General features: G+C 71.7%; 6 protein-coding genes. 4 read left to right on the forward strand and 2 right to left on the reverse strand.

What is annotated here, in order from left to right; all coding sequences use genetic code 11:
• The first annotated feature begins 882 nt into the window (after positions 1–882).
• The 3 genes from C1708_RS33030 (at position 883) to C1708_RS33040 (ending at position 17095) form a co-directional block, all read left to right on the forward strand.
• Positions 883–1623: a nuclease-related domain-containing protein gene (locus C1708_RS33030; protein ID WP_106416604.1), complete on the forward strand. Its 741-nt coding sequence runs from the start codon at positions 883–885 to the stop codon at positions 1621–1623.
• A 374-nt stretch (positions 1624–1997) separates the two neighbouring features.
• Complete coding sequence (locus tag C1708_RS33035) at positions 1998–2408, forward strand: hypothetical protein (RefSeq protein ID WP_106416605.1); 411 nt, start codon at positions 1998–2000, stop codon at positions 2406–2408.
• A 158-nt stretch (positions 2409–2566) separates the two neighbouring features.
• Positions 2567–17095: a helicase-like domain-containing protein gene (locus C1708_RS33040; protein WP_133169113.1), complete on the forward strand. Its 14529-nt coding sequence runs from the start codon at positions 2567–2569 to the stop codon at positions 17093–17095.
• A gap of 393 nt (positions 17096–17488) precedes the next feature.
• On the opposite strand, the gene C1708_RS33045 is transcribed toward C1708_RS33040, so the two are convergent.
• On the reverse strand, positions 17489–19567 hold the full coding sequence (locus C1708_RS33045) for a DUF262 domain-containing protein (protein WP_106416607.1): 2079 nt from the start codon (positions 19565–19567) through the stop codon (positions 17489–17491).
• Between the two features lie 63 nt (positions 19568–19630).
• Entirely contained in the window at positions 19631–19984 is a 354-nt protein-coding gene (locus tag C1708_RS33050; protein ID WP_342210932.1) for an ATP-binding protein, read from the reverse strand.
• Positions 19985–20617: 633 nt separating this feature from the next.
• On the opposite strand from C1708_RS33050, the gene C1708_RS33055 reads away from it, so the two are divergent.
• The gene (locus tag C1708_RS33055; RefSeq protein WP_106416608.1) at positions 20618–21820 is read left to right on the forward strand and encodes a serine/threonine-protein kinase; all 1203 of its coding nucleotides are present in this window, start codon (positions 20618–20620) and stop codon (positions 21818–21820) included.
• The last annotated feature ends 11 nt before the right edge of the window (positions 21821–21831 follow it).

Here is a 21831-nt window from a genome sequence, read left to right on the forward strand (position 1 = left end):
TCGGTCGCCGCACGGCGAGCCCATGTCGATCGGGCGTGTCTCCCGGCCTGCACCGCGCTGCGGGCCGGTGGGCCGACCCGGCTCACGCACCACAACGGCGGCGGGCCTGCGCGCCTGGTGCTCAACGGTCAGTCGGACGAGGACATAACCTCGGCGCGCGTCGACCCCGCGCGGACACCCCCGGTCCAGTGGATCGGACGGCCCGTCAGCATCCGGCTCCCGGACCGGCCGACGTTAACAGTCCGGGCGACTGCTACCTCGTCTGACCTGCAAAGTTCCTAAATCTCGCCCTCAGACGAGGGCCCATAGGCGGGGAACCCGGTGCCCAACCGGCGTCGACCCGCAGGCCGTGCCTGCACCACCTCTTCCTCGGCGGCCGGGGCGGGCGGCTCGACGGCGGCCCGCTCGGCAGCTGTCCGGCCGCGCTCCCGGCAGTCGCCAACTGGCGACTGTTCTTCGACGCGACGAAATCCGGTGCCCAACGGGCGGCGGGGGGTGCTCACCGCTCAAGTCTCCCAGTTCGCCGGACGGGTAGGACCCACGGCGCCGCGCTGAGCGGAGCGCCCACGACGGGCCCGGCCACATCGCGGCAGCAGCTGCTCCCCCTCGACCACGGCCGGCGGTGCGGTCTCCTCACGCGCCCGTCACGCGCGACGGCGGGAGTACGGCGCCCGGCCCGACTCCGGCGGGTTCGGCGGCGAACCGGTCCCGGGCCACCCCTCCCCCCTCCCGTAGCCAGCCTTTGCTCCGGCACAACCGATCCGCCGCGGACGGGAACGCTCGTGCCACGTAAACCGCTCACCGTGTCCGTAGGCCCTCCTGCGCGGTAGGACCGCCCGCCGCTACTGTCCCGATACAGGACGTGACGAGGGAGGGCAGCGCATGGCGACGGCCGGATACCGGGGCAGCGCGGGCACAAGTGCGAGACGGATGGGAAAGGCCGCACGGGCGTCGGAACGGGCGGCACAGCATCAGCGGGCCAAGGTGGTACTGCCACTCCTCGCGGCGGCCGCCGCGGTGGTCGGCGGGGCTGTGGCCACCGTGGGGAACTGGCAGCTTGGCATGGTCGCCGCGCTCGTCGTCGCCGGGCTCGGCGTCCGGCGGTTATACCGGCGGACCCACAACAGCTGGGCGGTGGGCGCCGCCGGGGAGGTCCGGACGGCTCGGCTCCTGGCTCCGCTCGTCCGCCGGGGCCACGCTGTCGTGCTCCACGATCGGGCCATCCCGGGGAGCCGCGCGAACCTGGACCACCTGGTCTTCACGGCCGCCGGCGCCTTGTACGTCGACACGAAGAACTGGACGTCGGACAAGTCGCAGCTGACCGTACAGGGCGGCACCCTCCGGTACGGCCGATACGACCAGTCCCGCGCCCTGCAAACGGTGGTCTGGGAGGCTGAACAGGCGGCCAGCGCGCTGGGCGTCGCAGTCCGCCCGGTAGTTGCCGTGCACGGGGCGAAGATCCCGGCGCCGCGCGGACGGCTCGAACTGCAGGGCGTGACCGTGGTGGAGGCGAAGAGGCTGCGGGGCCTACTCCGAAGCCTTCCGCCCCAGCCCGGTTGGGACGCGGCCCGGATGGTGACGGTCGGGCAGTTGGCGGACCGGACGCTGCCTCCGGCTTCCTGACGAGGAACCGCAGAAGGGCCTGGTCGACTGGCAGGGCCCTTCGTTGTTTAGGTGAAGTCAGGACATGAGGGAGTAACGCCGACGTCTCCGGCGGGGCCGCGGCGAGGGTAACGACCTTCCAGAGTGCCTCGAGACACCGCTCCAGGTGCGATAGGGAGATCGACGGTGAATCCCGCGGCGTTGCCATCTGGCTCCCCTTCCGAAAACTTGATCTCCTGAGCTGCCCACAAGGTGGCGTCGACAGCGGCTAACTCCACCAGCGCGTGCTCCCAGTAGCCGACAACGATCACAATGTGTCGGTGAGTTGGCGTCACATCAGCTCCGGCTTCCGCCGGACCAACGAGGAGGGGTCTGGACACTTGACGAACGGAAGCATGGCGGTACCGAAGATGTCTGGGGCGTCCACGGTCGAGGAAGCGTGGGCTAAGCTGCCCGACTACCTCGCCGCCATCGGCGGTTACGACATGTGGTATGTCGAGACCCTGGTGCGCTTCGACGGGGCGCAGCGGGCCGGCTCCCGGATCATCAAGCGCATCACCGAGCGGCTGGCTGAGCACAACATCGGCCACCTGCCCGACCAGCTGCCGACGGACGGCAACTGCCGCGTGCTGCTCTACAGCCGGGAACAAGACAACCTCGCCTTCATCCTGCGCCTGGTGCACGACCTAGCCACGCAGGAGTACAACGACAACACGAACACATTGGTCGGGATCTTGAAAACCCTGCTCGATGGCCACCGGAAGGTGCAGCAGGCCGCAGCGCGGAAGGCGGCTGAGGAGCGATGAGCAGCGAAAGGGCCTGTGTCGCACCTCGGCGCGCACGACCGCCCAGCACGGCGTATCTCCATCGAGGTTCGTGACCTTCGTCGGTAGGGTCCGTTGGGGACGACGTGGCATGTGCTTGCTGGCGGGCCACGGGGGTTGCATCGCACGGGGAGAAGCACATGGGGGATGAGCTCGCGACGGCAGACACGGAAGCGGAGACCGCGTCCGAGACGGAATCGGCCGCATTACCCGGCCCGCTTCCTCTGCCCGAAGGAGCGGAGCCGGTCGACGGGGTGACGGGCTATTACGCGCTCATCAAGGGCAGTTCGGTCACCGTCTTCGGCCCGGACGGCACCGAGATCGCCTCCGGCTCCCGCCGGGGCAACGTCGCGATGGGCCGGGTCGGCGACGCCCGCCTGGTGAGCGACGGGTTCGGGGACAGGCGGCTGTCCTCCTTCGCGATGTTGGCCGCGCGCCACCACCGGGCGGCGAACGACCCGAGCGTCCGTGACAAGGTCTGGGTGCGCTGGGAGGAAGACGGCGTCGCCGCGGTGTACGGCACCGATAAGTACGACGACGACGATCTGCGCGCGGTGAAGGCCGGGAACCTGTACTGGTCCGGGCAGCGGCAGGCGCGGGTGACCGGCCGGAGGTGGAACCAGGAAACCCGCGACCGCAACCTCGCCGCCGTGCTGCAGGCGTTCGCCCGGCAGGACCGCAACATCGTGATGCTGGCACCAGGCCAGACCCCGGAGGACCTGGTCGCCTCGCCGACGGCGGCCGCAGCCGTCCCGGCACAGCAGGCCCCGCCGACCGCGGCCACACCCGCTCCCCCGCCCGACCCCGAGCCGGAGCCGGAGCCGCTGGACCTCACCGGCCTGTCGTACGAGGAACTGGTGGAGGCGGAGGACGCCGCCGCCGTGGAGCGGTCCCGGGGCTACAGCACCGCGGCGGAGGACCGGTATCGGGCACTACGGCAGGAACGCGGAAAGCGGCTGCTGGACCGGGTGGCCACGACGGCGCCAGTCGCCGAGATGGGCGACGAGAACCTGGCCGCCGAGAGCGAATGGTGGCGGGCCAACAGCTACAAGACGCCGTTCCACTCCTCGGATGAGGAGTACCGGACGCTGGATCGCCACTTCAGGGCGGTGCGCACCGAGCGGTACGCCCGCATCGCCCGGACCATCCTGGCCGGTCCGGCGGCTGCGGACCTGGACGACGAGGCGCTGGAGAGCACCTACGAGCGGGTCGGCCGGACGTGGACACGCCTACCGCGCGAGCACGAACTGCACGACCAGATCGCCGACTACCGCAAGGCCGTCCAGGAGGAACGGATCGCCCGCCGGGCGCGGTCCTACGGCGAGCGGACGCCGGTGGGCGAGATGACACTGGAAGACCTGATCGCCGAGAGCGACGAGCTGGGATCGAGCCTCAACGCCACCAACGAGCAGTCCTCCTACTCCTACAGCGATGCGGTCAAGGAGGCCCGGGCGGCCCGGCTGAAGGCCGTGGAGGCGGAGTGGTTCCAGCGGAGCCTGGAGCAGAACCCGGATGCCGCTCGCGCGAGGCTGGGCGCGAACCTCGGCGGCCGCCGCACTGTGTTGATCGACGGCTCGGACCGCGGCTACGGCTACGTGGAGCGTCAGGGCAAGAAGTTCCGCGCCCTGACCAGCTACGACCAGCGCAGCAGCATCGGCGGCTTCGACTCCGCGCCGGCCGCGATGGCCGCCCTCGTCCGGCGCTACGACCAAGACCCGGAGACGCTGCCGCGCCGCACCTGGGGCCTGGAGCGGGAAGTGGACCTGCCGATCAGCGCCCACGACCCGCTGGTGTCATGGCTGCGGCGCAGGCCTTCGGAACTCTCCCCCGAGTACGACCGGGTGCTCACCCTCCTCACCCCCTACCAGCTGCCGACACGGACGAAGGTGGCGAACCCGCTCACGAACCAGGTGATGCAGGCCTACCCGTTCCACTTCGAGGAGGGGCTGCTCGGGGAGCTGGTGCGGATCGCGGAGCGGACCACGGAAGACCTGCGCGAGCAGTCGCTGAACGAGAACCTGCCCAAGCGGGAGCGGGAGGCCGCCAAGCGGCGCATCCCGACGATGGGCGCCGCACTCATCGGCATCAACGCGGTGATCGAACAGGTGCGTGCCGCCGGCGGCGACGTCGACCGGCGCGGGGTGGACCAGTCCCGGCTGGCGGCGCAGATGGCGGCGCTGGCCGGTACCGTCAACGAGCAAGAGGGAGGCGAGGCCGATGGCGACGACGAGCCAGTACGAGACGCTGCTGCGCAGGCACTGGGAGGAGTTCCGGCCGCAGGAACTGGCGGCGATGCAGGACCCGGACCGGTACTTCCAGCGGCTGGGGGCGCAGATGAGCGAGGCGATCGCCGCGGCGGAGGAGGACCTGGAGGAGAGCCTGGAGCCGGAGACGGGCTACCAGGCCCGGATCGGACAGCTGGAGCAGATCAAGGCGACGGCGCGGGAGCAGGTGCTGCGCGAGATGCTGCCGCCGCCGGAGGACGCGGACAGCCCGGCGGCGCCGCTGAGTCCGGAAGCGGTGGAGCTGGCGGCGATCCGCAGGGAGCTGGAGAACCTGTAGCTCGGTTCCGCCCCGACCCGGCTGACCTGCCGCGCGGCCCGCTGGCCCGCGCTGAGGCGAACCTCGAAGCCATCAAGGTGCTGCGGACGCTGGAGAGCGCCCGCCGCGGCGCCACCACCGAGGAGAAGCGCATCCTGGCCCGCTGGTCGGGCTGGGGCTCGGTCCCGACCGTATTCCTCGACGAGCCCGACCCCGATGAGCCGATCTACCGGCCCGGCGGCGAGTGGGAGGGCAGGTTCGAGACCGACCATGCCCGCTGGGAGTCCTACGACCGGGTGCGCGGCGAACTGCGGGAGCTGCTGGACCCCTTCGAGTGGCGGGAGGCGTCCCGGGCCGTGCTGTCGGCCCACTACACCCCGCAGGGCGTCGCTGAGGCGATGTGGCAGGGCCTGGCCGCGTACGGCTTCGACGGCGGGGAGGTCCTGGAGGCCGGGTGCGGGTCCGGCGCGTTCTTCGGGGTGGCCCCGGAGGCCGCGCGGCTGACCGGCGTTGAGGTGGACCCCACCACCGCGGCGATCGCGGCCCGGATCTACCCGCACGCCAACGTGCTGCCCGAGTCGTTCACCGACACCGACGCCCCGGTCGGCACGTTCGACCTGGTGATCGGGAACGTGCCGTTCGCGCAGGCCCCGTTCGGGGAGCGCCGCTACGGCGCGGCCGGGCACTCCCTGCACAACGGCTTCATCATCAAGCAGCTCGCCCTGCTGCGGCCGGGCGGCTGCATGGCCGTGATCACCTCGCGGTGGACGCTGGACGGCGAGGACACCTCCGCCCGCCGGGCCATGTCCCGCTGGGGCGACCTGGCGGCCGCGTACCGCCTGCCGGCGGGCACCTTCGGCGAGACCGCCGACACCGACGTGGTCGCCGACGTGCTGGTCTTCCGCCGCCGCGCGGAGGGCGAGGAACCGGGCGACCAGACGTGGCTCGATGCCCCGGAGCGTGAGCTGGGCGGCAACACCCTGCCGGTGAACGCCTACTTCACCCAGCACCCGGAGAACGTGCTGGGACGCCTGACGTCCGAGACGGGGCCGTACGGGCCACGGGTGACGGTGCAGGGCGACCCCGGCGAGGCCCCCCGGCTGCTGCGCGAGCGGATGGAGATCTCCGCCGCCGCGGCGGTCGCCGACGGTCAGGGCTACGTTCCGCACGAGGACGGGCCCGACCGCGCGCCGCTGCTGCTGCAGACCGCCCGCGAGAAGCACGCGACGGACTTCACCGGCCGCCTCTACACCGACGACGACGGACAGATCTGGCAGCACGTCAACGGCGAGGACCCGGTCCGGGTCATCACCGCCGACGGTGTCACCGGCACCGAGCAGCTGCGGATGCTGCTGTCGCTGCGCGACACCGCGGGCGAACTGCAAGAGCTGGACCGCACCGGCAGCGACCCCGACCGTGCGCGCGAGGTCCGCAGCCAGCTCGCCCGGCTGCACGCCTCCTACACGATGGCGCACGGGCCGCTGTCCCGGCCGCGGCAGACCCGGATGGCGCTGCCAACCGACGAGGCCAGGGACGCCGCCCGCGCCGCCGGCGTCGAGCCGGCCGACGACGAACGCCTTCCCACGGGCTGGGGCTGGTTCCGCCAGGACCCGCACGCCGCCGTCGTCCTGGGCCTGGAGCACTGGGACCGGGCGAACGACCGGCCGGTGCCCTCCGAGGTCCTCACCCGGCGGCCGGGCGCCCACCGCGGCGACCTGGAGCCCACCGACGACCCGAAGACGGCACTGACGGCCGTGATGGGTGCCACCGGCGGCGTGGACCTACCGCTGATCGCCTCCCTGCTGGGCACGACCCCCGAAGAGGCCCGCCGCCGCCTGGGCACCGAAGTCTTCGACAACCCGGTCACCAAGAAGCTGGAGCACGCCGGCGCCTACCTGTCCGGGCCGGTCCGGGTGAAGCTCGAACAGGCCCGTAAAGCGGCCGCCACCGATCCGACGTACGCGGTGAACGTCGCCGCACTGGAAGCGGTACAGCCACCGCCCAAGCGCCTGGGACAGTTCACCGCCCAGCTCGGCGCGCACTGGATTCCCGCGCACCTCGTGCAGGGCTTCCTGCGCGAGTACCTGGGCGACCCGACCCTCCAGGTCAGCCACAACGAGCGGTACGGCTGGTCCCTGGCCGCGGGCAAGGTGCCCGACGCGATCAACGCGCTCAAGGGCACCGAACGGCGCTCGGCAGTGCACATCGCCAAGGCCCTGCTCGGGCGGGCCTCGATGGTGGTCAACACCCTCGACGGCGACGGGGTCGACGAGGACGCCACCCGCGCGATGCGCTACAAGGCCGACGCGATGCGGTCGGCGTTCGAGGACTACTGCACCGCCAGTACCGCCCGGGTCACGCTGCTCACCGACGCCTACAACCGGCAGATGAACGGGCACGTCGTCCGCAACTACGACGGCCTCGCCCCGACCCTGGACGGCTTCACCACCGAGCGGACCCCGCACCCGTGGCAGCTCTCGGCGGCCGCTCGGATGCAGTTCGAGCGGGGCGTCGTCCTCGCGCACGAGGTCGGCCTCGGCAAGACCACCACGATGGTGATGGGCTCACAGGCCCTCAAGGCCTCCGGGCAGATCGCCAAGCCCTTCGCGGTCGTCCAGCCGCACCTGGCCCGCCAATGGCTGGACGAGGCCAAGCTGCTCTACCCCAACGCCGACATCCGCCTGATCACCTCCGACGACCTCGCCGACGGCAACCGGCGCCCGCTCCTGGAGTGGCTGCGCGCCAACACCCCGGACCTGGTCATCTTCACCGAGGGCGCGTTCGGGTCGATCCGGATGAGCCCCGAGCAGCAAGAGCTGTACCTCTTCCGCGAGATCGAGTCGCTGAAGGAACAGCTCAAGCGCGAGCGCGGAGTCCCGCACAACAATTTCGCCCTGATGCAGCTGGAACGGCGCCTGACCACGGTGGAAGCCCGCATCCGGCGCAACGCCGCGCCAATGCGCACCCCGGGCGAGGTGTACTGGGAGGACCTGGGCTTCGACTACGCGCTCGTCGACGAAGCGCACCGCTTCACCGCCGTGGGCTTCCGCTCCAAGGAGGCCGGCGGCGAGGCCGCGAGCGTCCGCGCGGTGGACCTGCACCAGAAGCTCAGGTGGCACCACCAGGTGGCGGAGGCCCACGGCGGCCGCCCCACCGTCACCCTCGGCACCGGCACGCCGATGGAGAACTCCATCTTCGAGCAGTACTCGGTGCTCGAACTGGCGACGCCGTGGCTGCTGGACCAGTTCGGGGTGCACGGCCCGGACCTGTGGTCGGAGACCTTCGGGCAGAAGGTCCAGCGCATCGAGATGGCGCCGGACGGCAGCGGCCTGACGATCGTCGAACGCTTCTCCCGGTTCGTGTCGAAGTCCACGATGAAGACGATGTGGGGGCTGGCCGCCGACACCAAGACCGGCGACGACGTCGGGATCGTGCGGCCCAAGCTCGCCGGCGGCGCCCCGGAACTGGTGCTGGTGGAGCCGACCGCCGACCAGCGCGCCCGGCTCCAGACCCTGGTGGCCCGCGGCCAGGCGATCCACGCCGGTGACGTCACCCGCGACGAGGACAACATGCTGGCCGTCTCCGGCGAGGGCCGCGCAGTCGCGCTCGACCCCCGGCTGGTGGACGCCAGCGCGCCCGCGGCGAACAAGCTGGTGACGGCGGCCGACATCATCGCGGTGGGCTACCACGCCCACAAGGACCGCACCTACGCCGTCTCCAGCCGCGACGACACCCCGCACCCGGTCCCCGGCGGGCTGTTCTTCGTCTTCTGCAACAGCGGCACCCCCGGCGGCAACAACAAGGGCGGCTTCGACGCCTACGCCGAACTGCGCGACCTGCTCGCCGCCCGCGGCGTGCCCCGCGACATGGTCCAGTTCGCGCAGGACAACGCCACCCCGGAGAAGAAGGCCGCGATGTCGGAGGCCGCCAACAACGGCGGCATCGCGGTCCTCATGGGCTCCACCGAAGTCCTCGGCACCGGCTTCAACGGCCAGAACCGGGCCTACGCCCTGATGCACCTGGATCAGGACTGGACCCCGGCCAGCATGGTCCAGCGCAACGGCCGCGTCATCCGCCCCGGCAACCAGCACGAGGAGGTGAACATCTACTTCCTGGCCACCAAGGGCAGCATGGACGCCTGGCAGGTCGGACTGCTCACCTCCAAGGCGGAGGGGCTGCGCGACATCCAGCGTCCGCCCGGCGAGGGCGACGACGACAACGACACCGTCGAAGAGATCGGCGCGAGCGACTGGGACTACGCCACGATGGCCGCCGAGATCGGCGGCAACCCCTTCATGCGGCAGTTCATGGAGGCCAAGGTCCACCTCCAGGGCCTGGAGGCCGACCGGCGCAACGCGGCCGCCGACCGCGTCCGCCAGGCGGAGCTGCTGGACGCCAAAAGAAATGAACTCGCCAGCACCCAGCGTGCCATCGCCCTCCGGGACGCCGCCCTGCCGAAGGTCACCGCCACGATCCGCGGCGACGCCTTCCAGATCCGGGTCGGCGGCCGCGACTTCGACAAGCGCGGCGAGGCCGGTCCGGTCGTCCGCCAGGCCGTCGCCGACGCCCTGCGCGGGCACAGCAGCCTCGGAATGGGGCCGTGGACGACGATCGGCACCTTCGGTGGCCTCGACTTCGCGGTACGGCCGGAGATCCTGGACGGCGGCGAGATCCGCGCCCACGTCGGCTTCCCCGACCTGCGGCACAGCGAATCCGTCTGCTCCATCGGCGACCTGGCCAACCCGAAGTTCGGCGGCACCGTCATCGGCCGCCTGGCGACTGCGCTTGAGAAGGCCGAAGACCACCAGCTCATGGACCGCGAACGCGTTCCGGTGCTGGAATCCGAGATCACGCTGCTCGCCGCGCAGCAGACCTCAGTCGACTACGGGCCGGCCATCGAGCACGCCCGGCACCGTGTGGAGCTGCTGGACGCCGTGGTCGGCGCGATCACCGAGCGGGACAAGCTCCCGGAGCTGACCGAGTCCATGCTCGACCCGGAGAGGTACCGCACCCCCGAGAGCCGCAAGAAGGCCATCGCGGAGCGTGCCGAGCAGCGCGCACCCCATCAGGCGAAGGTCGACCAGGCGGCAGCCGCCCTCGCCGCGTTCGACGAGACGACCCCCGTCCCCGAGCTGCCCACGGCCCCCGCGCCGGCGCCGAACCCGGCACCCACGCCCACGCCTGCGCCTGCGCCTGTGCCCGACGAAACAGCCGCCAGGCCCACCGGCAGCTCCGGCCCCCGTCCCGCGGAGGGGGCCCAAGCACCGCCGGAGCAGGCCCCGCCGGGGCCAGAGGACGGCAGCAGCACCGAGGAAACCCCGAAGTCCCAGAGTCCCGAAGTACCGGAGTCACAGACCAGCGAACCGCCCGGCGACGAGCCCGGCCCCGGGGCGGAGGAGCAGCCCGAGCCTGGCTTCGTCACCCGGATCACGCCCCCAGCGGGCACGGCGATCGACCGCTCCTGGTGGGTGGGTGCCTACGGCCAGTGGGACACGTCCAACGTGGGACGCAAGGGCGTTCCGTCCGCCCTGATCGAGTTCGCGTCTGAGGCGGAGGCGGCGGGATGGGCCGTGGCGCTGCGCGCCGGGTCCGTCGCGGCTGAGGACGGGGAATCATCGCTGGGCGTGTGGGAGTGCGAGGCGTCTGGCACGACCCACGACAACAGCCGGGGTGGGGAGTCGCTCGCCGTTCTGTCCTTGGTGTGGACTCAGGCTGAAGGCGCTAAGCGCTGGCCGTTCGACACTGAGCGCTCCGGGGCGGAGCTTGGCGGCCGCCTTCTGCCCGGATACGTGACGCTGACCGACTACCGGCGTGCCCTGTCTCAGGCCCGGGTGCGGCAGGTAGACCCCGCGGCAAAGGACACGGAGGCTGCCACTCGTGAGGCGGAGTCAGCAGAGGCGGACTCGTCCGCCGGTACAGACGGCGCCTCCCAGCCCGCTCCCGACGAACAGATCGGCGTATCCCTGGCGCAAGACAGCGACGAGTACGGGACGGCCAACCTGTACGAGGAGTTCGGTCTCGTGCCGCCGGAACGCGTCCCGAACCCAACTCCGCAGGATGAGCCGGAGACGGACGCGGAGGGGGAGAAGACCGACGGCGTCCCGGACGGGCAGATGACCGTGGAAGAGGCGCAGGCCGAAGCCGCGCCCGCCGGCCCGGAAGGCACCCCGCCCGCGCCTCCTGAGCCCTCCGTCGTCTTGGCCACCCCGCCGACGTCCTCGCGGGACACCCCGGAGTCCCTCCAGCAGTCCGAGCAGCGGTTCGGCGGCCCGGAGCAGCTGGCTCAGTACGCGGGCCGGGCGGACATCATCCCGACGAGCATGTCGTCCTCCACGGTCTGGCTCGACGGTCGGCTGATCGGCTACGTCACGGACCTCAACCAGACGGTGGGGGCGGCACATCACCAGTCGTGGCCTGCCGAGATGCGGCAGGCGCCCGGGCCCCGCTTCGAGAGTCGGCCCCCCTTCGGCCACAGGGACTCCGTATCGGCTCTGCTCGAAGACAGCCAGGCAGCGGTGGCGGAACTGGTGGCCCGCGCCCTCCAGGTGCCCGTGCCCCGGGAGGCCATCGACGCGGACACTACCTGGACGCTCAACGCCGCGCTCGGCACGATCCGCCTCTCCCCCAGCTACGCGGGCGAGGACCAGGAAGCCGCCGCACGCCTGTCGGCCCTGCGGCAGGTCGTGGAGAACCTGAGTGCCGGACAGCTCACCAGCACGGACCTCGCGGATGACCTGGCGCTGGTGCACGACGATCTGCTCTGGGCTGCCGACCTCGCCGACACGTCCGCGCCCTACCTGACCCGGGCCGCTGAGGAACTGGCCGTCCTGCTGGCGGCCACCCGCCCGGACGATCCCCGAGCCTGGCGGCCCGACCCGTTCGTGGCGGCGCCGGCCGACGTCGAGCAGCCCACGCCAGCACCCGCCCCCGCCCGACCCCGCGCCCGGAGAAAGGGGAGCGCGGCCGCGCCCGGCGCAGGGACAGAACAGCTCGGGTTGTTCGGCGATCCGGCACAGGACCCGTCGGAAGGCCCGGCGGAGCCGGAGACGACCACGGGCAGCGGTGCCGTTCCTACCGAGGACGGGCGAGAGGCGCGGCTTCGGGCGGCGCTCAGCGAGGGCGAGACGATCGCCCCCGTGTCGTTCACCGACCGGCGCGAACCGACGGCGGGCTGGATTCTGACGACGGCGGGCGGGCACACGTTCCGGCTGCGCCCTGTGACGTACTCCCGTCCGGATGAGGACCAGTGGGAGGCCGGTCACGACGCTGACGGCTCCTACTGGTGGAACGCGAACCTGGAGGACCGGCCCCTTGCCGCCGTGCTGGCGCGCATCCGTGAGGACTCGGCGACCCGTACCCGGTTCGCTTCGCTGTGGGCCCGGCACGGGCACCTGACAGCGCAGGCCCCCCAGTTCGAGACGACCACGGACCGGGTCCAGCTCGAAGAGGGCGTGTACCTGGTCCGCCGGTTCGGCCGTATCGGCCTGATCGCGTCGTGCCGGTGGGGCTGGGAGCACCTGACCGACCCGGACGGCGCGCAGGGCCGCACCGGTGAGGACTGGTCTCGGAAGGGCCCGGATAACCGGCAGTACGTCGCCGAGTGGAAGATCTGGAACTCAGCCCAGGACGCCATTCCGAACGCGCGGCTACGGGTCGTGGCCCAGCTCACGGACGACATGGCCGACACGCCGGACGCGTACTGCGATGCGTCGACGCCGTACGTCGGCAAATGCTCGGCGAAGCGCTCGGGCGCCCGGTACACGGTCGCCGTCGACGATGACCAGGGCAGCGAACTTGGTCACTACACCGTGTGCGCGCGGTGCCTGTCTCACCGCCTCCTGAACGACGAGGACAGGCGCTTCGGCTACCGCGACGTTGAGAGCCTTGTGGGGGCCCTGGCCAAGGGTGATCCGAAGGTGGTCGACCTGCACTGGAAGCAGTGGCCCGACCGGATCGCTGAGCTTGCCGGACAGATGCTGTCGGCCGCGCTGGATGCCGGAGACACCGCCCCGTGGCCCGCGCAGGCTCTGACGAGTCAGCTCCTCGCCGAGGCGTGCGAAGCGGGCGACGACCGCGCCATGCGGGAAGCGCGAGCGGAGGTGAAGGCTGCGGGCGGGGACGCGGCGGCACAGAAGCGGGCGGCGGCGGAAGTGGCCGCAGCACGCCAGGACCGGGCAGCGCTGGTCGCCCGGCGTGGCGCGACCCACGTGGAAGCGGCGAACGAGGCCGACCGCACGGCCGTCGCCATCCTCGAACTCGTCGGCTGGGGAGTGGAGGGCAGCGGCGCGGCGCCGGAGCCTGCTGAGGAGGCGGCGCCCGAGGTCGTCGACGTCAATACGCTGACCGTCAGCCCGAAGGACCGCAACGGCGAGCCGTCCCCGTATGAGTTCACCGTCACCGGCCCCGGGCTGACCGTCGGCGAGTACGAAATCTCCCACGATACCCAGGGCAAGGGCGCGCGGGGGATCATGTGGCGGGCGACCTGGCACGGTGTAGAGCCGTCGGGCCGGTGGGACGTGATCAGCATCGGCTCCGGCGAGGGCGAGAGCGCGGCCCTGGCGGCCGTCGCTGAGCATGCGGCCAAGGCTGGCCGGGACTTGGCCGCCGGGTTCGCCGTCGCCCGCCGCATGCACCATGACGCCGGACTGTGGATACTGCCGGAAGTCGGGGAGTCGGAGGCGATCCAGTACCACCCTGACGGCTCGTGGACGATCACCGCCGAGACCGGCGCCCTCTACACAGTCCGCCGGGAGTGGGAGGGCCGCACCGCCTCCGGTGATCTGGCGCCGCTCCTGATCGAGGAACAAGCGGGGACCTTGATCGCATCCTGCACCGCCGTCGACAGCTACATGTCCGCGTGGGCGCCGATGCTCGAACGTCTCCGCCTCCACGCCACGGCGGTTGCTGACGGTGTGCCGCACGCGACGGCCGTCACCCTCGGCGGCCCGGGTACGTCGTGGGTCGAGGCGTGGTGTGTGTGCAGCTGGACCGAGCGCGCCGATGTCGCCGAGTACGCCGGCCGCGTCCCCGCCGGTGAGGCACTGGCTCAGGCGCACCGCCAGGCCCACCTCCCGGAGACGTCGGCAGCGGCTGAGGTACCGGCCGCCGCTGAACTGCCGGAGCTGGACGTGGTGCTCCCGGATGTCGACCTGGCGACTCTCGACGTCGCCGGACCGTACGACACCGACGAGGAAGCGCAGGCGGATATCAAGCGGCTGAGCACGGCGTTCGCGCAGTGGGAGGCGCTGCCCACCGTCCAGCGCTTCTACGAAGCGGACCGGCAGCAGCGCTCGGACGGTCAGCGCATCCCGACCAACCCCGTCGCCCAGCTGGCGGCGGTCTACCGGGACGCCGAGCGGATGCTGCGGGAGGGCCCCTCAGCCTCGCCCGACGACCTCGTGCTTGAGGTCCACACGGTGGCGGTCTGGAGCGCGGTCCTGGAGCCCGTGGTCGACGAGGACCTGCGCACCCCGCTGAGGCAGGTACGGGAGGCCGCCGCCCTCCTGGCCTCCCGCTCACAAGCGACGGTCGCCGCCTTCGAGGCGGAGTTGGCCACCCTCACCGCGAACTCGGCAGAGCAGAACACCGCCGCCCCGGAGAACGCGGCCGCCGACACGGAACCCGCCGAACAGCCGCCCGCCGATGCCGACGACGCCCCGGAGACCGGCACCGAGCCGGTCCCCGACGCCCCGGCCGCGGCCGCCGAAGGCATCGGGGAACCGACCGCAGGCACACCGACCGCGACGGACACCGAGCCGGAGAGCGTTACGGACGACACCCCGGCACCGGAACCCCAGGAAGCACCGGAGCCGCCGGCCGCCGACGACGCTCCGGGCGACACCGCGGAGGACACCGCTCCAGGCGGTACCGCCGCGGACAGCGATCCGGCACCGGATGGCGTGCCGGTCCCCCAGGACGCACCGGAGCCCGCAGGCGCGGTCCCGGATGAGGGGATGCACGAAGCACGGCGCGAAGCGTCGTTCCTCGAGCAGGACCGACCCCAGACGACGGACGGCGACCAGCAGACGCCGGAGCCCGACACGGCGGCCGCGCCCCCGGCAGGGGAGGACGTCCCCAGTGACGAGACGGCGCGAGACGCTTCGGAGGAGCCGACCATGACCACCCCGCCGATCCCGGAGACCACCGACGCCCCGGACGAACCGATCACCGAGGAACCGCCCGCACCACAGCGCTACTTCGAGACGCTCCCGCTCGCGGGCGACCCCGGCTATCAGCTGCGCTTGTCCGGGCTGGACGGCCAGCCGGTCGACTCCGGCGAGGTACTGCGGGGCGACCTCGTCATCGCCACGGTCCACCCGGGCGGCGACGGCGGCTGGTTCGCACGGTTGGCCGCCGAACCCGCCGACTTCACCTACCTGGCAGATGAGCCGCAGGAAGCGGCCGCCCACGCGGCGGTCATGCACTCCGCGTTCACCGGTGCCCCTTACGGTCCGCCGGCGGGCGCGGCCGTCGGCGGCGAGACGCGGCAGCGGGTGGACGTGCTGCGGGCCACCCTGCGCGACGCCGCCCTGCAGCACCGCGAGGCGGTGGCTCTCGCCGCCGCCCGGGCCTACCCCGATGCGGAGCAGAACGAGCACTTCCGTGCCCTGGTCGGCGCCCTCGACGGCCTGGCGGCCGCGGTGCCCGAGGACTACGGCTCGCAGCAGATGACGGAGCACCTCGACGCCGTGCAGGGAGCCGTCAACGCCTGGGGCGGCGCGCTGCCGGTTGACCCGGGCCATCCCGTACGCGGTCAGCTCGCCTTCCCGCTGACCTCTCTGCTGTACGACTCCCGGCGTCTGCAGGACCAGGTGCAGGCCACGCTCGCCGCGGTCCAGGCGGAGCGGGCCGCCGTCCGGGAACAGGCTGCCTCCACCGAGCCCGGGCCCGAGGTGCAACCGGAGCCCGCCGCCGCGGCGGACACCGGAGCGCCCGAGGAACCCACGGAGTCCCAAAGTCCCGAAGTCCCGGACTCACAGACCAGCGAGGCGGCGCGAGAGGAGACTCCGGCAGCACCGGCGGAGCCCACGGACGCTGCGGGTCCGGAGAGCCCGGACGGTGCGGCACCTCCCGAGGACGACGGTTCGGCCCTCGACTCCACCGTCGACGGCATCCGCCGGGCGCTGGAAGACGCCCTCCAGACAGTGCAGCCGGAAGCCGCCGCGCAGCCCGGCGAGCTGCCGCTGTGGACCGGCGCGGAGACCCCGCCCGCGGACACCGCGGTGACGGAACCCCCGGCCGGGCCGCTGGACGTCCGCGCCGAGTTCCAGGCGGTCCTGGAGGCCTGGGAGGAGCATGTGCCGCCGGAGAACGGCACCGCCCAGGACCTGGTCGCCGACCTCGAAGTCGACCTGGCGACGCTGCAACGCGCCTTCGCTGAGGTCGTCGCTCCCGCCACGCCGGCGGCGCCGCCCGCCGCCACCGACCAGGACGCCGCCGCCCCTGACGAGTCGGTGGAAGCGACGGAGCCCCCGTCCGTCCCCCAGCAGGCGGCCGACGTCAACACCGCCCTACAGCAGGCCGACACACACGCCACCACGCTCCAGGACCTCCCGGAGTGGCAGCAGATCCAGACGGTACGCGGCGCGTTCGGCCACCTGTTCCGTGTCATGAAGGAGCGGGCCGGGGAGCGCTTCGACCGGCTGACGGGGGACGGCCGCGTCGGTGAGTTCTTCCGCAAGGTTTCGATCGCCGCGTGCGACAAGGTCGCCGGATGGGCGCAGGCGGCGGCGAACCACCTGCGGCGGCGGGCCGAGGGGAACGGCTCGGACGCACCGGCCGCCGATGCTCTGCGGGGCGTCGCGGACGCCGCGACCGGTTACGCCTCCCCCGGCGGGGGCCGCAGCGGGCTGCCGCCGGCGTCGCGCGATGCAGCCTCCGCCACGGTGGACATCCCAGCGATGCGCCAGATCGGGGAGGCGCTGGCCCGGCCGCTGCCTGCCGCCAAGGACGGGCGCGGCGCGCGGGTCTCCGCGGCAGCCGCGCGGGGGAAGTCGACCACCCGGCGCGGGACGAAGAAGCCGAACGGCACCGCGAAGAAGCCAGGTGCCGCCGCAGAACAGGCCGGACACCTGCGCCGGGGCGGCACCGAGCCGCAGCAGCAGAACCACAAGCCGACGCAACGCTGACCATCCCGGACCCGCACGTGGCAGCTTCGGGAGCAGAGGACCGAAAGGCCCCCGGCCTCATGACGCCACCGTGGTGTCCTGTGCACGGAACTCTTCGACACCGGCGGCGGCCGGGGTCAGCGGCGGGAGACACGTACTCGGCAACGGCCCGTCGGCACCAAGCGGTCGTCGCAGGAGAACGGGTGCTCTCGGTCGACGACGAGATCACCGACGCCGACTGGGACTGGGACTGGGTTCGTCCACCACACCCGCGAAAGACTTCACCGCGTCGTGCCGTCCCACTACCTCACGACCAGGACTTCACGGTCCTCGATCCATGGATGCGGCCGGCCTGAGCCTCTCCCGCGACGGCCCACAGAACCTGCCGATCACTCGTCCCGCAGCGAGGACGGGTCAGGTGATCTTGCGGGCGGACAGCGGACTGGAGCCGAGAACGGCCCGGATGCCGGGAACGTTGTCGCTGTTGAGTCGCGCGGTCACCGCGCCGGCGCTGATCTCACCGGCCTCGTACTGACTGGTGCGAGCCGCCACGATCTGCGCGACCGTCAGAACGCTCCCGACCGGGAGACCCGCGAAGGCCTCGCGCATGTGAAGGGCGACGTCACGGCGAGGCTGGGGCACTTTGACCGCCGCCGGCCTGTCGACGGGTGTGTTCGTCCGTGCCGCCGCTACGGAGGTCGAGAGAGGTGCGACCGGGAGAGCGGATGCGCCTCCCTCCGGACGCTGCCAGCGCCTGCAGAACGCCTCCGCCAGATGGTCCGCCCGGGCCATGATGGTGTCCTCGTCCCACCGCTCGGGCAGCGAACGGTTCAGGGACAGCGCGCTGTGCTTCAGGATCTCGGCGCGCTTGCGCTCCCAGGGGCCGTTGGAGACCGCCGGATTGAGCTTGCCGGTGAGCAAGGTCAGGTTCCCCAGCGTATGGACGAGTGCCTCCCGGCGCTGATGAGCCTCCACGCTCCCGTGGCCCGCGTCGTCCGGAAGCGGCCAGTGTGCCTCCCAGGACTGGGGCAGCAGGTGCTCGATCGTCAGTTCTCCGTCGTGGACGATCCGCTCGGTCTTGCCCGAGTACAGCGTGGCCTCCAGCTCGGTCAGCACCAGCCGTAGCCGGGCGCGGGTGAGGTGCTTGTACAGCGGTTGGGAGCGGAAGACGTATCGGATGTCGTGATCGCGGGGCCAGTAGCCGGAGTCGGCGTCCTGTCGCAGCAGGAAGTCGGTTACCACCGCCGGGTCGTCCTTGGCCTTCAGCTCCTTGAGCAGCTCCAGGAAGAGCCGGTTGTAGTTCTTCGTCGTCAGGCGGCAGACCGTGCGGCGCACCAGGTAGGAGTCCAGGTCCCTCATCGCACCGGCACGGTCGTCCTCGTCGAAGCGGGTGACCAGCCACAGCAGGACGGGCAGGACGGTGTTGGCGTCCAGGACGCCGACGGTGCGCAGGACTCGCCCCTCCGGGGTGGCCGGCTGGTCCTCGGCCGTCAGCTTCCGGTAGGCGTCCGCCCGGTCCACCATGCCGCGCATCAGGTCGGCCAGGGGCATCTCGGAGTCCGCGACGTACCTGCGGAAGGTCAGGAAGAGCTCGGGGTTCAGTACCTCCTCGGCGAGCTCGCATGTCAGGTACTGCGTGAGGAAGACGTCCAGCCGAGGGCGCTTCAGTCTTCCCTGCCGTACCTCCTTGCGCCAGTCGGGCGTCTCCAGCTGGGCCCACACGTCCCGGTAGAGCTCCTCCACCGGGAGCCCTTGTTCCTCCGCCTTCTGGAAGACGAGGTTTTTCACGAGGTCGGAGGCCTGCAGCGGGGTGCCGCGGTCGTTGAGCGCTTCGAAGATGACCTGGGCGTTGTCCTCGGGCTTGAGGTCGATGACAACGAGCTCGAACTTGTCGCGCACCACGCGCACCAGGGCGTCGAAGCCCTCGTCCACCGTGCTCTCGTACCTCAGCTCCTGTGCCCACTCGACGGTGCGGTCGCGGAAGAACCAGTACGCCTGGACGATCGCCGGGGCGCCGGGAGCGGCGGGGGCCGCGACGTCGGCGGCCCGCCGCAGCCGACCGTCCACGATGTCGCGGAAGGACGCCCGGTCGATGTGGGTGGGCCACACCTTGTAGAGCGCGTGCGGGTCGTCGGCCATGTCGTCGTCGTTGGCGGTGAGCTTGGCGAGCGCGCGTACGTACTTGTCGTGGACGTCGAGTTCCCTCGCCACGTCGCGGATCGCCGCGAGGAGTACTTGCAGTGTCGTCAGCCGTTGCTGGCCGTCGATGACCTGCCGGGCGGGCATCGCCCCCGTGGGGGTCGGCAGCTGGTCCAGTACCACGGCACCGAGGAAATGCGGATGGACCTCGTCCCCCGCCAGCCTCCGGCGGACCAGAGCGGTGACGTCCTCCCACAACGGCCGCCAGTTCCTGTCCTCGGTCCAGACGTACGGTCTCTGGAAGACCGGTACGACAAGACGCCGGTCCGGTCCGAACAGTTCACGCAGCGTCATCGATGCAGCATCCACCGCTGCCCCCCGTTCCTCGTCTCCCCGCCTGCAATGCCTGAAAGGCCGTCAAGATCCTACCGAGTAGCGTTCTTTCTCGTCCTCTCCGCGCCAGAAATGCCCGAGCGGCCTTTTCCTCCTGCCGCGCTCTGCCCGGCGCCTCTCCGGGTGCACTCCGCCCACACCGTCTTGCCGCCCGGGTGGTGGGTCGCAGCCCCAGGCGTCGGCCAGGGTGGTGACCAGCAGCAGGCCCCGGCCGGACTCACCGTCGGTATCGGCGTCCGGCGTGCGTACGGGCAGACGGCCGCCCTGCGCATCGGTGACCTCGATGCGCAGGGCGGTCGGCGTCAGGGTGAGGGCGAGGCGTGCGTCCCTGCCCTGTACCCGACCGTGCAGCGCGGCGTTGGCGGTCAGTTCCGCGATGGACGGGGATGCCGTGGCCTGTCGTCGTCAGTGGCTGCGGCCTCCGTCCGGCCCCACTGCGCGGCGAGCCAGCGCTCAGCGGCGTGGTGGGGACCAGGGTACGGAAGTGACGCGTGACGACGGTCGCTTCACCGAGTGCGGTGAAGGTTTCCTGATTCACCTCACCGAGGGTGAGCTTCACGTCCTACCGTATGGAGCACTCCGGGCAGTACGCAGGGTGACTTCCCCAGCGCGAACGGTGTGATGTACGGGCGTACGGTCGTGACCTGACCAGGGGGGCCGAGGGTTCGTCCTCAGTACGAACAGCAAAGTGGTGGTGGCATGACGACGCAGCCGGGCACGGGGATCCCCGCGGGCGGCGAGGCGGACGGCACCGACGAACGCGTGGTCCGGTTTCGGCGCGGGTCTGGGACAGGGCCGGGATCCGGTGTGACCCGTCCGCCCGCCCGGCTGACTGGGCGACCTGCGACCTGGCCAACAAACTCCGGCTCCTCCCCCGGCGACCGGCGGGGACGTTTTCGCCTGTTGAAGGGCGGAACGGGGGTCCCGCCGGTTCAGCCGTGGGACTAGGGTGTAGGTCCGGTGGAGGCCGCTCGGGGGGACGCGCGGCGGGCGAGAGGATGCGCACGGTTCATGAACGGGGTGCCCGGACAGATCGGCCGGTACGCGGTCGAGCGGGAGCTGGGCTCGGGGGGAATGGGTGAGGTCTATCTGGCCTTCTCGCCCGCCGGCGATCCGGTCGCGGTGAAGCTGATCCGTCCGGACCGGCTGGACCCGGTCACTCGTGCGCGCTTCGAGAAGGAAGCGCTCATCGCCAGGACGGTCGTGGGCACGAACCGGGTTGCCCGGTTCCTGGACGCCGACCCCTACGCGGAACGGCCGTGGCTGGCCATGGAGTACGTGCCGGGCCGGACGCTGCTGTCGTACGTGGACGGGAGCGGTCCGCTGTCCGCTCCCCTGGTGGCGAGCCTCGGCGCCCTGCTGGCCGAGGGGCTTCAGGCCGTTCACGCGGTGGGGCTGCTCCACCGGGACCTGAAGCCGCAGAACGTCATGCTGGGGGCGTACGGCCCCATCCTGATCGACTTCGGCCTCGGAGCGTTCCTCGACACCGCCAAGGACACGCTGTCCCACAGCGGGATGATCATCGGCACCGTGCGCTGTATGCCTCCCGAGCAGGCGCTGGGGCGGACGAAGGTCAAGGAGTCCGCCGACGTGTACGGGCTCGGCACAGTGCTGCTGTACGCGGCCACTGGGCACTACCCCTACGACGGGGCGCGCTGGGAGGCGATCGTCGCGCAGGTAGCCAACGCCGATCAGGCTCCGGACCTGAGCGGCCTTCCCCCGGCACTGGAACCGCTGATCGGCTCGATGCTGGCCCACGACCCGGCCGACCGGCCCTCCCTCGACGCGGTGATGGCCGGATGCACGAGTGTGCTGGCTGCGGCGGGGCTGTCCCCCATGGCCGCCCGGCACGCCCTGATCGACGCCACCGCGACGGACGAGGAGGGGCCGGCTCACGGGAACGAACCATCGTCGGCGGCATGGAAGCGGATCGCCGAGCACGCGGTCATACTCGACGAAAACGAGCCGGACAGCCCTCTGGACGGTCCTCCACCGGCCGCACCGGAACCGGATGCGGAGGGCGCGGAAGGCGCCGCCGAGAGCGCCGGGGCCGAGAACGTGCCCGACTCGTCTGCGGACGGCACGGCACCCCCCGCCCCGGTGGTCGAGGTCCCCGTGCCCGTACCCGTGCCCCGTAAGCCGGGGCGGCCGCCCGCGTCGCTGCAGGTGGCCGAGGAGCTGCGGAGCCGGTACGCCGCACAGCCCGGCCTCTGAGCCAGGGATCC

The sequence above is a fragment of the Streptomyces sp. DH-12 genome (assembly GCF_002899455.1).
Taxonomy (GTDB): Bacteria; Actinomycetota; Actinomycetes; order Streptomycetales; family Streptomycetaceae; genus Streptomyces.